Raw genomic sequence first — 13,056 nt, 5'->3', positions numbered from 1 at the left:
ACCGGCACGCGGGGGCGCCTGTGAGAATCAAGGTCATGGAAAGCAGCAGCACCACGCCGGGCGGCAGTGCCCGCCGCGAGGCCACCCGGCAGAGGCTCTACGAGGCGGCCGTCACCCTCATCGCCGAGCAGGGCTTCTCGGCCACCACCGTGGACGAGATCGCCGAACGCGCGGGCGTCGCGAAGGGCACGGTCTACTACAACTTCGCGAGCAAGTCGGTCCTCTTCGAGGAGTTGCTGCGGCACGGGGTCGGCCTGCTGACCGCCTCGCTGCGGGAAGCCGCCGAGACGACCGCCGCGCGGGGCGGCAGCAAGGTCGGCGCCCTGGACGCGATGATCCGCGCGGGGCTGGTCTTCATCGACCGTTACCCGGCCTTCACCCAGCTGTACGTGGCCGAGCTGTGGCGCACCAACCGGGCCTGGCAGTCCACGCTGATGGTGGTGCGCCAGCAGGCCGTGGCGGTGGTCGAGGAGGTGCTGCGCGAGGGCGTGGCGAACGGCGAGTTCAGCGAGGAGATCGACGTCCCGCTGACGGCCGCCGCGCTGGTGGGCATGGTGCTGGTGGCCGCGCTGGACTGGCAGTCCTTCCAGCCGGAGCGCTCGCTGGACGATGTCCACGCGGCGCTGTCCCGGCTGCTGCAGGGGCGGGTCAGCGGCCGCCGCTGAGCGCCCCTGGGCAGACGGAGACGCCGGCCCGCGCCGGCCGCGTCCCCCGCGGCCGCCGGCCGGACCGGCGTCTTCGTCGCTCCCCCGTACGTCCCCCCGTGGACCCCGTTGCGGTCGTCCCCCGGGCTCCCCCGTGCCTCGCTCCCGCCGACGGAGCCGGCGGAAGGAGCGGATCGCGGGCCCGCCGCCGTTCCGGCGCCCCGTGTCGCCGGTTCCGTGCGGCCTGCCCCTCTCCGTGGTCTCCACTCTCCCCTTTCCGCGGGCCGCTCCCCATCCGCGCGCGTACTCAACCGGGCCACTAGGTACGGGTACTCACTCCTGCGCGCCCGCGCGCACGGCCGCCGGTCGCCGGCTGGGCCCCGGGGCGGGGGCGCGGGTACTCGGGGACGGACTGTCGGTGCCGGCGGATAAAGTCCCTGACATGGCACGGATTGCGGTGATCGGCGCCGGGATGGGCGCGATGGCGGCCGCCGCCCGGCTGGCCGTCGCGGGCCACCGGGTGGTGGTCCACGAGCGGACGGAGACGTACGGCGGTGCCCTGCGCCGGGTGGAGTGGGACGGGTTCTCCTTCGACACCGGTCCGGGGCTGCTGCCGCTGCCCGCGGTGTACCGCGATCTGTTCGTGAAGACGGGCAAGGAGCCGCTGGAGGCGTGCGTCGAGCTCGTCCAGGTGGATCCGTCCGCGTACCACGTGTTCGCGGACGGCTCCCGCGTGCCGCTGCCGGGCGCCTCCCGCGCGGGCGTCGTCTCCGCCCTGGAGGAGAGCCTCGGCCCGGCCGCCGCCCGGCGCTGGGGCGACTTCCTGGTGCGGGCCCGGGAGGCCTGGGACCGCACGCGCCGGCCGCTGCTTGAGGAGCCGCTGTGGCCCAACTGGCAGGTGCTGGCCGAGCGCGAGCCGTATCCGGCGGTCCCGCACAAGAGGCTGCTGCGCACGCGCACGGCGGGCACGCTGGCCGAGGTGGGCGCGTGGGAGCTGCGCGATCCCCGGCTGACCGCCCTGCTGGAGAGTTACGCGCTCGCGCACGGCCTCGATCCCCGCGCGACCCCGGCGAGCGCGGCCGTGCTGCCCTACATGGAGCACGCGTTCGGCACGTGGTACGTGCGGGGCGGCATGCGGGAACTGGCGCGTGCGGTGTACGAGCGGTGTCTGGCCCGCCGGGTGGAGTTCCGCTTCGGTACGGAGGTCACCGGCGTGCTGGAGAAGGACGGCAGGGCGGCGGGGCTGGAGTGCGCCGACGGCACGGTGACGGAGGCGGACCTCGTGGTCGCCGGGGTGGCGCCCGGGGTGCTGGACCGCCTGAGCCGGGGCACTCCGGTGCGCGGCGACGGCGGGGTTCCCGCCAGGCCCGGGGAGGCGAGCCGGGTGACGGTGCTGATGGCGCTGCGCGGCGGACGCCCGCAGGGCACACCGCACCGCACGGTGGTGCACGCGGTGGACCGCGAGGCGGAACTGACGGCGCTGTCCGGTGCGACGCCGGGCGGACTGCCCGAGCACCCCACGGTGACGGTCCTGCGGCCGGACGATCCCGCACTGGTCCCGGACGCCGGCCACGAGGCGGCAATGGTCACCGCGGTGGTGCCCGCGGGTGCCGCGGCCCCCGCGGAGGACTGCGCCGAGAAGCTGATCACCGCGGCCGGGCGGGCGATACCGGGTCTGCGCGACCGGCTGCTGCGGCACGAGGTGCGCACCCCGGACGACATCGCCGGGGAGACGGGCGTGGCGGGCGGTGCCGTGCCGGTCCCGGCGCTGGCGGCCGCGGGCGGTCGGCTGCTCCAGCCGTCCAACAGCACCCGGCTGCCGGGGCTGTTCACGGTCGGCGGCTGGTCCCACCCCGGCGGCGGGCTTCCGCACGCGGGGATGTCGGGGGCGCTGGTCGCCGGACTGATCGTGGAGGGGCCGGAGTTCCGCGGGTCCCAGTGACCCACCGGCGTGACCACCCGTCAGAAACGGTACTGCTCGTCGTACCCGTTGCCGTTGGTCTGGCCGTTGCCCTGGTACGGGTACTGCTGCTGCTCCGGCGGGAGTTCACCGCCGTAGGGGTCGTCGGTGCTGCGCTGCTGCGGGACCCACAGGCCGTTGGCCGGGGTCTCGCCGCCGTAGCCTGCGGCGTACGGGTCCTGGGTGTAGCCCTGCTGGCCGTACTGCTGCTGGTCGGTGTACCCGGTGTCGTACCCCGTGCCGCCGTACGTCGTGTTGCCGATGTACGGGTCGGAGTAGGCGGCGTACTGCTGGCCCGTGGTGTCGTAGCCCTGCTGCTGGCCGTAGCCGGAGTAGTCGTAGGCGTAGTTCTGGTCGGCGCCCTGGGCGGTCGCCGTGTACTGGTCCTGGGACGGGGCGGCGTAACCCTGGTCGCCGTAGACGCCGTAGGAGCCGGTGTCGTCGGGCATGGGCTGCGGCTCGTAGACGGACGTCGTCTCGGCGGCCGTCGGCCGGGCGGGGGTGAACACGTCGTCGCGCTCGTACTCCTCGTCCGCGCCGTAGGCGGCGCGGTCGGGGCCGTCGCCCTGGTCGCCGTAGTCGTCGCGGGACGTCTCCAGGTCGGAGACCTCCAGCGTCGGATCCTGGCGCCCGGCCTCGCGGCGGCCCTTGACGCCGGCCAGCATCGGCGCGTTGACCGCCCAGCCCGCCTGGAAGCCCCGGCGGAACGACAGCGTGACGTAGGTCTGGCCGACGGCGAAGGCCGCGGCGCCGAGACCGATCACGACGACGGACGGGATCAGCACGCCGAGCACGACGCCGAGGAAGCCGGCGAAGGCGAGCAGCCGCCAGCGCAGGCGCGCCTTGTACTGCAGCAGCACCTCGCCGAGCAACCACAGCGCGACGATGCCGAACGCGATGTAGAGGACCGTCCAGCCCATGTACGCCCCTCTCCCAGTGGTCGCTACGCAGTGTGTCGTATATCCGTGCGACCGGTCTAGGCCCGCGGTGGGTGGTGCAGGCCCAGGTTCTCGTAGATCTCCAGCGTCGCCGTGGAGTTGTTCAGCGTGATGAAGTGCAGTCCCGGCACTCCCTCGGCCAGCAACCGCGCGCAGAACTCCGTGGCGAAGTCGATACCAATGGAGCGTACCGCCGCCGGATCGTCCTTCGCTGTCAGGATCCGCTCTTTGAGGGCGTCGGGGAACGAGGCATTACTGAGCTTTGGCAACCGTTCCAGCATCTTCACGCTGGTCACCGGCATGACTTCGGGGATCACGGGGGTTTCGCAGCCCGCCGCGTGGACTCGGTCACGCAGCCGCAGATAGGACTCGGGCTGGAAGAACATCTGCGTGATCGCGTAGTCGGCGCCGGCCCGGCACTTGTCGACGAAGTGGGCGACGTCGGTGTCCCAGTCCGCCGAGCGCGGGTGCATCTCAGGGAAGGCGGCGACGCCGACGCAGAAGTCGCCCGACTCCTTGATGAGCCGGACGAGTTCGGCGGCATAGGTCAGGCCCTGCGGGTGCGGCACCCACTCGCCCATGGGGTCGCCGGGCGGGTCGCCGCGCACGGCGAGCATGTTGCGGATCCCGGCGTCGGCGTACTGGCCGATGATGTTGCGCAGCTCGGCGATGGAGTGGTTGACGGCCGTGAGGTGGGCGACCGGGGTGAGGGTGGTGTCGGAGGCGATCTGCTCGGTCGCCTTCACCGTGCCGGCGCGGGTGGAACCGCCCGCGCCGTAGGTGACGGAGACGAAGCTGGGGGCGACGGCCTCGACCCTGCGGAGCGCGTTCCAGAGGTTGCGCTCGCCCTTCTCCGTCTTGGGGGCCCAGAACTCGAACGAGTACGTCGTTTTCCCGGCGGCGAGCATGTCGCGCACGGTGCGGGCGCGATCAGTCCTGGTGGATGCGGTTCCGAGGGCCATACCCGCAGGTTAGCCAGGGGGCGGCGGTCCCCCAACCAGAAGGGGGAGATTTGTCTGATTTGTCGACTTGCTGTCCACAGTGTGGACAAACGTGAGACGGCCTGGGTGTCCGCGTCCCGGTCCGCGGGACGTCATCCCGTGACCGGGGCGGCTTCCCGCAGCCGCTCGGCGAACGCGGCGGCCGCCGCGCGCGGGTCGTCCGCCTCGGTGAGGGCACGCACCACCACGACCCGCCGGGCGCCGGCGTCCAGCACCTCGTCGAGGTTGCCGAGGTCGATGCCGCCGATGGCGAACCAGGGGCGGTCGGTGCCGAGGGCGGCGGCGTACCGGACCAGGCCGAGGCCGGGGGCGGGACGGCCGGGCTTGGTGGGGGTGGGCCAGCACGGGCCGGTGCAGAAGTAGTCCACACCGGGCTGGACGGCGGCCGCGGCGGCCTCGGACTCGGTGTGTGTGGAGCGGCCGATCAGGATGTCCGGGCCGAGGAGCGCCCGCGCGGCGGGGACGGGCAGGTCGCCCTGGCCGAGGTGGAGCACATCGGCGCCGGCGGCGTGGGCGACGTCCGCGCGGTCGTTGACCGCGAGCAGCTTGCCGTGCCGGGCGCAGGCGTCGGCGAGGACCGCGAGGTGCTCCAGTTCCTCGCCGGCCTCCATGCCCTTGTCCCGCAGCTGCACGATGTCGACGCCGCCGGCCAGGACGGCGTCGAGGAACTCGGGGAGGTCTCCCTGCCGCTTGCGGGCGTCGGTGCACAGATAGAGCCGGGCGTCGGCGAGCCGGTCTCGGACGGTGGCGGTCATACGGATGTCCCCCCGGGGAAGTTCGGTACTGCGCGGCCGACCGGGCAGACCCGGTGCGTCATCGGGCACCCCTGCGGACCGGGCCGGGAGCCCCCACCGCGACAAACCCTATGCCGCCCCGCCCACCCCCGGCACACCCACCCGGCCGACATCACGTCCGGACGGACGCAGCACCCCCGGCTCCGGCGGGCACCGCACGCTCCGAACGCCCGGACCCACACCCGTCCGGTGGACACCGACCGCGCGACGCCGTACGTCGCGTCGGAGCAGCCCGGGGACGAAGCACACCGCACGCGCGGCCGCCGCGCGTTACGCCCGCGCTGATGCACGCGCCCTCCGCCGACCTCACGCCCCGACTCCACACATCGCATCCGGGCGGACGCACACAACCGTCCGGGGACACGTAACGCCACACACGGACGCAGCGCACTCCGCACTCCGCCCACCTGGGCACCCGCGTCCGTCGGACGGTGGCGTGGACCTCCGGTACCAGGAAGTGGCGGACCCCACGGGCCCGGAACGGCGGCCCCATGGGCCGCCGGCAGCGGGCCCCACAGGCCGGGTGGGCGGCTGCCCCCACGAGCCGGGCCGGTGGCCCCCACGGGCCAGGCCATGGTGCACCTCCGGGCCCGGCAGTGGCGGGCGCGACGGGTTCGAAGCGGCGGACCCCACGGGCTCGGAGCGGCGGCGCCTTCGGCCGAACGACGGCGCGCACCTCCGGGCCGGACAGCGGCGAGCCCTGGCCAGTCCAGGGGAAAAACCCCACGAGCCGGGTGGCGGCGGACCCCACGGGCCCGGAACAGCGGCGCCTTCGGCCGAACGACGGCGCGCACCTCCGGGCCGGACAGCGGCGAGCCCAGGCCAGTCCAGGGGAAAAACCCCACGAGCCGGGTGGCGGCGGACTCTACGGGCTCGGAGCGGCGGCGCCTTCGGCCGAACGACGGCGCGCACCTCCGGGCCGGACAGCGGCGAGCCCCACGGGCCGGGTGGGCGGCTGCCCACACGAGCCCGGGCCAGGCAGTGGCGGGCCCCCTGGCGCGGAGCGGCGGGGCCCGTGGGCCGGGTGGCGGCGGATTCCACGGGCCGGGGGGGTAACAGGGCCCGCGGTCCCGGGGCGGGTGCCCCGGGGCCGTCAGGCGGTCGGTGGGGGGCTCAGACCGCGAGGGCCTGGGCGCGGCGCTTCACCTCCGTGCCGCGGTTCTCGCTGAGCGCCTGGGCGGGCGTGCCCGGCAGGGACGGGTCGGGGGTGAAGAGCCACTCCAGCATTTCCTCGACCGTGAATCCGTCGTCCCGCAGCAGCGTCAAGGTACCCGTCAGGCCCTTGACCACCTTGTCCCCGTCGATGAAGGCGGCGGGAACGTGCAGCGCGCGGTTCTCACCCCGGCGTACGGCGATGAGCTGGCCCTCCTTGACCAGCTGCCGGACACGCGTCACCTCGACGCCGAGCCGTTCGGCGATGTCGGGGAGGGTGAGCCAGGCGGGGACGAGAGCATCGATCTTTGCGTCAATCTCGGTCACGGGAACAAGCCTGCCACCTGCCACTGACAGTCGGAAGTCAGCCCCCGCCGCCTGGGCGGACGCGCCGGACGATTCACGCCGTCGCCGACTTCAGGGGCCGTCCGGGGTCGGCGATCAGCTCCGGGTCCATGGCCGTCCCCGCCTCGATGAGCCGGCGCCCCTGTGCCAGGTCCCGGGGCCGCCCGACCGCGAGCAGCGCGACCAGCCGGGAACCGCGCAGCCAGCACACGCTCCACGCCGGCTCGGCCGGGTCACCGCGCCGGACGGTCCGGTCGGCGTCCGCGTGGTGTCCCGCGTACTGGACGAAGCGTCCGAACTGCTCGGACCAGAAGTACGGCACCGGGTCGTACACCGCCGGCGCCCGGCCCGCGGCCTGGCCGAGGATGTTCGCCGCAACCGTGCGCGGCCCCTGGAGGGCGTTGTCCCAGTGGTGGACCAGCAGCCGCTCGCCGTAGCGGGCGGACGGGAAGGACGCGCAGTCGCCGACGGCGTACACGTCGGGCACGGAGGTCATCAGACCGCTGTCGGCCACCACCTCGCCCCGCTCGCCGAGCGCGACCCCCGAGCCCGCCAGCCAGGCGGTGGCGGGCCGGGCCCCGATGCCGACGACCACGGCACCCGCGGGCAGCCGCGTCCCGTCGTCCAGGACGACCTCACCGGGCTCGACACGCGCCACGCGCGCGCGGGTGCGCAGGGTGACCCCCGCCTCGGCGTACCAGGCGGCCATGGGGTCGGCCACCTCCGCGGGCAGCACCCCGGCCAGCGGCCGTTCCTCGGCCTCCACGACGGTGACCGCGCAGCCCGCCTCGCGGGCCGCCGTGGCGAACTCGGCGCCGATCCAGCCCGCGCCGACCACCACGATGTCGTGCTGCCGCGCGAGGACCGGCCGCAGCCGCTCGGCGTCGTCCAGGGTGCGCAGCAGATGCACCCCGGGGACGCCCTCCGAGCCCGGCAGCCGCACCGGTTCCGCGCCGGTGGCGATCACCAGGACGTCGTAGGGGACGACTCCGGCCTCCGTGTCCAGCTCGTGGTCGCCGGGACGCAGGCCCAGCACCTCGCAGCCGAGCCGCAGTTCGACGCCGAGCTCTTCGAAGTCCACGTCGAAGGCCGAGCTCTCGGCCGTGCCGAGCAGGACCGCCTTGGACAACGGCGGCCGGTCGTAGGGCTGGTGGGGCTCCGCGCCGATCAGGGTCACGGTGCCGGTGAAGCCCTGCTCCCGCAGGGCGGCCGCGGTCTGTACACCGGCCATGCCCGCGCCCGCCACGACGACACGCCGCGGCTGGGAACGTCCCGGTTCCTGCGTCTGCTCGCTCACCCGGTCACCTTAGACATCCGGCCCGGCTTCGACGGGTTCGGATTCCTCCACCACGCTCGTCCCGCTGCCCGGCTGCGACTCCCACTGCCAGCTCTCCTCCAGCCGCACCCGCCCGTCCGGCAGCTCGACGACCGTCGACACACAGTGCCCGCAGGACGTGGTGCCGTCCCGCTTGAGCTGGACGTAACGGAAGTCCAGCCGGTCCCCCGCGCGGGTGCCGACCAGGTGCCCGCGCACGACGTCACCGCCCGCGTAGTCGGCCCAGATCTCGCCGTCCCGCTCGTGGTAGACGAACCGGGTGCGGGTGCCGACCTGGCCCGGAGCCTGGTCGGCCACGGGGGCGAGGACGAGTCCGTCGAGCGAGCGTGCCACGCGGAGGCTCCCTTACAAGCGCGTTGACCCGAGGGCTAGGGTGGCCAACGTAAAGCACTCGCGGGAGCCCGGACGCACCGGGCTGAGAGGGAGGCTGGCGGCCTCCGACCGTACGAACCTGATCCGGGTCATGCCGGCGAAGGGAGGGGCTGGACGCCCATGTCGCCCACGCGTACCTCAGACGTCCTCGTCGTCGGGGGCGGAATCATCGGACTGGTCACCGCCTGGCGGGCCGCGCAGCGCGGTCTCGCCACGACCGTGGTGGACCCCGAGCCGGGCGGCGGCGCCGCCCAGGTGGCCGCCGGGATGCTGGCCGCCGTCACCGAACTGCACTACGGCGAGGAGACCCTGCTCGGCCTGAACCTCGCCTCCGCGCGGCGCTATCCCGCCTTCGCGGCCGAGCTGACCGAACTCACCGGCCACGACCTCGGCTACCGCAGATCCGGCACCCTCGCCGTGGCGCTGGACGCCGACGACCGCGCCCACCTGCGGGAGCTGCACGCCTTGCAGCAGCGCTCGGGCCTGGACGCGCAGTGGCTGTCCGGACGCGAGTGCCGGCGCCTGGAGCCGATGCTGGCGCCGGGGGTGCGCGGCGGGCTGCGGGTGGACGGCGACCACCAGATCGATCCGCGCCGGCTGGCGGCCGCCCTCGTCACCGCGTGTGAGCGCTCCGGCGTGACCGTGCGCCGCGCGTGGGCCGAGCGGCTCGTCGTCACGGGCGGCCGCGCGACGGGGGTCGTCACCGCCGACGGTGCCGAGCTGGGCGCCGGCCAGGTGGTACTCGCCGCCGGCAGCCTCAGCGGACGGCTCGCGGGCGTCCCGCCGGACGTGCTGCCGCCCGTGCGCCCCGTGAAGGGGCAGGTGCTGCGGCTGACCATGCCCGGGCACCACGGGCCCTTCCTGAGCCGGACCGTGCGCGCCGTGGTGCGCGGCAGCCATGTCTACCTCGTGCCGCGCGAGAACGGCGAGCTGGTGATCGGCGCGACCAGCGAGGAGCTGGGCTGGGACACCACGGTGACCGCGGGCGGCGTGTACGCGCTGCTGCGCGACGCCCATGAACTGGTTCCCGGGATCACCGAACTGCCGCTCGCCGAGACCCGCGCCGGACTGCGCCCCGGCTCCCCCGACAACGCGCCGCTGCTCGGCCCGACGGAGCTCGACGGGCTCCTGCTGGCCACGGGCCACTACCGCAACGGCGTCCTGCTGACGCCGGTCACCGGCGACGCCCTGGCGGACGTCCTGACCACCGGTGAACTGCCGCGGGAGGCGCGTCCCTTCACCCCCCGGCGCTTCGGCGCCGCCGTCCTCACGGAGCAGCCCGCATGAACATCTCCGTCAACGGGGAGCGCAGGGAGGTCGCTCCCGGCACGGCCCTCGACACCGTCGTCACCACGCTCACCGCGGCCCCGTCGGGTGTGGCCGCCGCCCTCAACGAAACCGTCGTCCCGCGCGCGCAGTGGCCCACCACCCCCCTCGCGGAGGGGGACCGGGTGGAGGTCCTCACCGCCGTCCAAGGAGGCTGACCATGGCCGACGATCCGTTCGTCCTCGGCGGTACGTCCTTCACGTCCCGCCTGATCATGGGCACCGGGGGCGCACCGAGCCTCGACGTGCTGGAGCGGGCCCTCGTGGCGTCCGGTACGGAACTGACGACCGTCGCGATGCGGCGGGTGGACCCCTCGGTGCACGGGTCCGTGCTGTCGGTGCTGGAGAAGCTCGGCATCCGCGTGCTGCCCAACACCGCGGGGTGCTTCACCGCCGGGGAGGCCGTGCTGACGGCCCGCCTCGCGCGGGAGGCGCTCGGCACGGACCTGGTCAAGCTGGAGGTGATCGCGGACGAGCGGACCCTGCTGCCGGACCCGGTGGAGCTGCTGGACGCGGCGGAGACGCTGGTCGACGACGGGTTCACGGTACTGCCGTACACCAACGACGATCCCGTGCTGGCGCGGAAGCTCGAGGACGTGGGATGCGCGGCGGTGATGCCGCTGGGGTCGCCGATCGGGTCCGGGCTGGGCATCCGCAACCCGCACAACTTCGAGCTGATCGTGGAGCGGGCGGGGGTGCCGGTGATCCTCGACGCGGGCGCGGGCACGGCGTCCGACGCGGCGCTGGCGATGGAGCTGGGGTGTGCGGGGGTGATGCTGGCGTCCGCGGTGACGCGGGCGCAGGAGCCGGTGCTGATGGCCACGGCGATGCGGGGGGCGGTGGAGGCGGGGCGGCTGGCGCGGGTGGCGGGGCGGATTCCGCGGCGGTGGTTCGCCACGGCGTCGTCTCCTGCGGAGGGCTTGGCGGTGCTGGATCCGGAGCGGCCGGCGTTCTGACGGTGCCGGCGTATCGACCGTGCCGGCGTATCGACCGTGCCGGCACCGGCTGGGCCGGGGGGGGCATCGCTTTCCGGCGCTTGCAGGGTGCCGTCTGCGCCCACCCTCCCCCACTCTCGGCTTCGCTCGAGCGGGGGGACCCCCATCGCCCCTGCGGCACGACTGCCCGCAGCTGTGCGCACGGCTGCCCGCGGCTGCGGCGTGCCACAGTGCGGCGACGCACGTCACAGGTCCGCTTCAACGTGGGGACGGCTGGGCGGGAGTGTCGGTCGTGCCTCGTAGACTCGCTGCGTGGACACGACCCTTCAGGACCCTCTGGTCGGGCAGGTGCTCGACGGCCGCTATCGCGTCGACTCCCGGATCGCGGTCGGCGGGATGGCCACGGTCTACCGGGCCGTGGACACCCGCCTCGACCGCGTCCTCGCGCTCAAGGTGATGCACCCCTCCCTCGCCGCCGACGCCTCCTTCGTCGAGCGGTTCATCCGCGAGGCGAAGTCGGTGGCCCGCCTGGCCCACCCGAACGTGGTGCAGGTCTTCGACCAGGGCACCGACAGCGCCTACGTCTACCTGGCGATGGAGTACATCCCCGGCTGCACCCTGCGCGACGTGCTGCGCGAGCGCGGGGCGCTCCAGCCGCGGGCCGCGCTGGACATCCTGGAGCCGGTGCTGGCCGCGCTCGGTGCCGCGCACCGGGCCGGGTTCGTGCACCGGGACATGAAGCCCGAGAACGTGCTGATCGGGGACGACGGCCGGGTCAAGGTCGCCGACTTCGGCCTGGTCCGGGCGGTGGGCTCGGTGACGAACACCACGGGCACCGTGCTCGGCACGGTCTCCTACCTGGCCCCGGAGCAGATCGAGCACGGCACCGCCGACCCCCGCGTGGACGTCTACGCCTGCGGGATCATGCTCCACGAGATGCTGACCGGTGAGAAGCCGCACGACGGCGACTCCCCCGCGATCGTGCTCTACAAGCATCTCCACGACGACGTGCCGCCGCCCTCGGCCGCCGTGCCCGGTATGGCGCGCGAGCTGGACGGACTGGTCGCCACGGCGACCGCGCGCGATCCGCAGGCGCGTCCGCACGACGCGGTGGCGCTGCTCGCGCGGGTCCGCGACGCGCGCGGCCGGCTGGATGACGAGCAGCTCGACGCGGTGCCGCCGCAGGCGCTGCTGTCGGAGCACGACCGGCACGACAACACGGACGACCGTACGAGCGTCATCCCGCGCGCGCTCACCATGGCCCGCCCGCTGCCCGTCAACGAGGACGAGAGCGCGGAGGTGCGGCACACCAGCCGGTTCCAGTCCCCGCCGCCGCTGCCGCCCCGGCGGCGTACGGCGCTCCGGCGCGGCCCGATGGCGATCGTCGTGGCCGCGCTGCTGGTGCTCGGCCTCGGCGCGGGCGTGTGGTACATCAACTCCGGCCAGTTCACCAAGGTCCCGCCGCTGCTGGCGAAGACCGAGAAGGAGGCCCGGGACCGGCTGACGGACGCCGGGCTGGACGTCGGCGAGGTGAAGGAGGCGTACAGCGACACGGTGGAGCGGGGCAAGGTGATCGCCACCGACCCGGAGGCGGGCGCCCGCATCCGCGGCAACGGCTCGGTGTCCCTGACGATCTCCCAGGGCCCCGAGACCGTGCGGGTGCCGGACCTCGACGGCTATGCGCTGGACAAGGCGCGGTCGGTGCTGGAGGACGAGGGCCTGAAGCCGGGCATGGCGACCCGGGAGTTCAGTGAGTCCGTGCCCGCCGGTTCGGTGATCTCCACGGAGCCGGGCAAGGGCACCAAGGTCCGGGCGGGCTCGGCGGTGGCGCTGACCGTGAGCAAGGGCAGCCCCGTGGAGGTGCCCGACGTGACCGGCGACGACCCGGACGACGCGCGGGCCGAGCTGGAGGAGGCCGGCCTGAAGGTGGAGATCGCCGCCGAGCGGGTCAACTCCGAGCACGACGCGGGCGCGGTGGCCCGGCAGAACCCGGGTCCCGGCGGACAGGCCGCCGAGGGCGACACCGTGACGCTGACGTTGTCCAAGGGCCCCGAGATGGTCGAGGTGCCGGACGTGGTCGGCGACAGCGTGGGCGAGGCCAAGGAGAAGCTGGAGGGCGCCGGATTCTCCGTGGATGAGGACCGCGGACTGCTCGGCCTGTTCGGCGACACCGTGCGGGGCCAGTCCGTGGACGGCGGCGACACCGCGCCGAAGGGTTCGACAATCACCATCGAGATCCGCTGACGGGAGGGGC

At 74.1% G+C, this 13,056-nt stretch carries 12 protein-coding genes and 1 riboswitch; of the genes, 6 read left to right on the top strand and 6 right to left on the bottom strand.

Annotation, left to right across the window (positions count from 1 at the left end; genetic code table 11):
- The first annotated feature begins 35 nt into the window (after nt 1-35).
- A complete protein-coding gene (locus AC5L3C_RS28225) occupies nt 36-665 on the top strand; it encodes a TetR/AcrR family transcriptional regulator (protein WP_493651682.1) in 630 nt (209 codons plus the stop codon).
- 421 nt (nt 666-1,086) lie between these two features.
- Nucleotides 1,087-2,586: a phytoene desaturase family protein gene (locus AC5L3C_RS28220; RefSeq protein WP_493651681.1), complete on the top strand. Its 1,500-nt coding sequence runs from the start codon at nt 1,087-1,089 to the stop codon at nt 2,584-2,586.
- 20 nt (nt 2,587-2,606) lie between these two features.
- Here the strand turns inward: AC5L3C_RS28220 and AC5L3C_RS28215 are convergent, their stop codons facing one another.
- The 6 genes from AC5L3C_RS28215 to AC5L3C_RS28190 all read right to left on the bottom strand — a co-directional run bounded on the left by AC5L3C_RS28215 (nt 2,607) and on the right by AC5L3C_RS28190 (nt 8,503).
- The gene (locus AC5L3C_RS28215; RefSeq protein ID WP_493651679.1) at nt 2,607-3,524 is read right to left on the bottom strand and encodes an SCO2102 family sporulation regulator; all 918 of its coding nucleotides are present in this window, start codon (nt 3,522-3,524) and stop codon (nt 2,607-2,609) included.
- 56 nt (nt 3,525-3,580) lie between these two features.
- Entirely contained in the window at nt 3,581-4,504 is a 924-nt protein-coding gene (gene metF, locus AC5L3C_RS28210; RefSeq protein ID WP_493651677.1) for a methylenetetrahydrofolate reductase [NAD(P)H], read from the bottom strand.
- Nucleotides 4,505-4,635: 131 nt separating this feature from the next.
- Nucleotides 4,636-5,298, bottom strand: coding sequence for a thiamine phosphate synthase (thiE, locus tag AC5L3C_RS28205; RefSeq protein ID WP_493651675.1), 663 nt, complete (start codon nt 5,296-5,298; stop codon nt 4,636-4,638).
- 1,152 nt (nt 5,299-6,450) lie between these two features.
- Nucleotides 6,451-6,816: an Rv2175c family DNA-binding protein gene (locus AC5L3C_RS28200; RefSeq protein ID WP_125507055.1), complete on the bottom strand. Its 366-nt coding sequence runs from the start codon at nt 6,814-6,816 to the stop codon at nt 6,451-6,453.
- 73 nt (nt 6,817-6,889) lie between these two features.
- Entirely contained in the window at nt 6,890-8,131 is a 1,242-nt protein-coding gene (locus AC5L3C_RS28195; protein ID WP_493651673.1) for an NAD(P)/FAD-dependent oxidoreductase, read from the bottom strand.
- A gap of 9 nt (nt 8,132-8,140) precedes the next feature.
- Complete coding sequence (locus AC5L3C_RS28190; protein ID WP_493651671.1) at nt 8,141-8,503, bottom strand: avidin-fold protein; 363 nt, start codon at nt 8,501-8,503, stop codon at nt 8,141-8,143.
- Between the two features lie 50 nt (nt 8,504-8,553).
- A riboswitch (TPP riboswitch) is annotated at nt 8,554-8,665 on the top strand.
- On the opposite strand from AC5L3C_RS28190, the gene thiO reads away from it, so the two are divergent.
- From thiO to pknB, 4 genes are all read left to right on the top strand, one after another.
- The gene (thiO, locus tag AC5L3C_RS28185; RefSeq protein ID WP_493651669.1) at nt 8,663-9,829 is read left to right on the top strand and encodes a glycine oxidase ThiO; all 1,167 of its coding nucleotides are present in this window, start codon (nt 8,663-8,665) and stop codon (nt 9,827-9,829) included. (Overlaps the previous riboswitch by 3 nt.)
- On the top strand, nt 9,826-10,026 hold the full coding sequence (gene thiS, locus AC5L3C_RS28180) for a sulfur carrier protein ThiS (protein ID WP_125507047.1): 201 nt from the start codon (nt 9,826-9,828) through the stop codon (nt 10,024-10,026). Before thiO ends, thiS begins: the two co-directional genes overlap by 4 nt.
- 2 nt (nt 10,027-10,028) lie before the next feature.
- Nucleotides 10,029-10,823 carry a thiazole synthase gene (locus AC5L3C_RS28175; protein WP_493651667.1) on the top strand — a complete coding sequence of 265 codons (795 nt, stop codon included), beginning with the start codon at nt 10,029-10,031 and terminating at the stop codon, nt 10,821-10,823.
- 291 nt (nt 10,824-11,114) lie between these two features.
- Nucleotides 11,115-13,046 (top strand): Stk1 family PASTA domain-containing Ser/Thr kinase, encoded by a 1,932-nt coding sequence (gene pknB, locus AC5L3C_RS28170; protein ID WP_493651665.1) that lies wholly within the window; start codon nt 11,115-11,117, stop codon nt 13,044-13,046.
- The last annotated feature ends 10 nt before the right edge of the window (nt 13,047-13,056 follow it).

This window comes from Streptomyces speibonae (genome assembly GCF_984686075.1).
Note: the sequence above shows the minus strand (reverse complement) of the source record. Positions and strands in the feature narration are given on the sequence as shown.